This is a genomic window from Flavobacterium sp. EDS (assembly GCF_020991525.1).
Classification (GTDB): Bacteria; Bacteroidota; Bacteroidia; order Flavobacteriales; family Flavobacteriaceae; genus Flavobacterium.
In genome coordinates, this window is the sequence record NZ_JAJMOZ010000042.1 from 1 (window position 1) to 1,087 (window position 1,087).

The 1,087-nt window shown below is 30.7% G+C and carries 1 protein-coding gene; it reads left to right on the forward strand.

Annotation, left to right across the window (positions count from 1 at the left end; genetic code table 11):
* Positions 1 to 237: 237 nt before the first annotated feature.
* Positions 238 to 915: an IS1 family transposase gene (locus LPB87_RS20580; RefSeq protein WP_230729223.1), complete on the forward strand. Its 678-nt coding sequence runs from the start codon at positions 238 to 240 to the stop codon at positions 913 to 915.
* The last annotated feature ends 172 nt before the right edge of the window (positions 916 to 1,087 follow it).

Below are 1,087 nucleotides of genomic sequence, written 5' to 3' on the forward strand. Positions count from 1 at the left end.
TTTGGGGTAGCAGTTTTATTCTACAACTTAAATTTTATTTATAAACTTATCGTGGAAGAAAAAACAATCACAAAAATTTATTTTCTATCACGAAAGACGGTAATGTATCAGATGTGTTGGTGGTTAAATATTTCATCTGACATTTACAGAAAATCAGATATTTATATTAATATCGCATAAAAATTAAAACAGCCTTTGGGCTGTTTTTTTATTTTATAATGCCTTAAATCGGAAAAAATGGAGTCAAACCAGACTAAGTGTTACAGATGTGTTGGTGACATTCGAAATATGATAAAGTATGGAAAGACAAAGTCTGGTAATCAAAGATATATTTGCAGAGCATGCGGGAAAACTAGAGTTGAAAATTATGCATATCTGGCTTATAAAGGAGATATAAACCAAAATATCATTCAATTAACCAAAGAGGGTTTGGGAATAAGAAGCACAGCAAGAATATTAAATATTTCTACTACAACATTATTGAAAAGGATTGTTTCAATTGCCAGAAATATTAGCAAACCAATTATCAGCAAAGGCAAAACTTATGAAGTCGATGAGCTGTGTACCTATATAAGACACAAGAAAAATTATATCTGGCTGGTTTATGCATTGGAAAAGAATTCTAAAACAGTTGTGAGTTTTAATGTTGGAAAACGAACCAATAAAACTCTGAACCGTGTTCTGGAAACTTTAAAATTATCTGACGCTAAAAAGATATTTACGGACAGATTAAAAAATTACAGGTATCTGATTGATGAGAAACTGCATTCTGTAAAACGTTTCGGTACCAATCATATTGAGAGGAAAAATTTGACACTGAGAACTCATCTGAAAAGACTTAACCGAAGGACAATCTGCTTTAGTAAAAGCCTGGTTATTTTTATAGCTGTCTTAAAAATTTACTTTTGGATTTGAGTAATAAAATAGTAAGTTTATCCTTTAAAAACATGTTCTTTAAAATTTTGTATTTAATGGATAAAAACTTATAAAAATAGCCCCAAACCCTTATAAATATAAGTTCAACGGAAAAGAACTGCAGAACGAACTGGGGCTTGGGATGTATGACTATGGGTCGAGACTTTACGAA

Excerpts from the sequence above, each read along its gene's own strand:
- LPB87_RS20580 (WP_230729223.1), top strand. The coding sequence starts at position 238 with ATGGAGTCAAACCAGACTAAGTGTTACAGATGTGTTGGTGACATTCGA.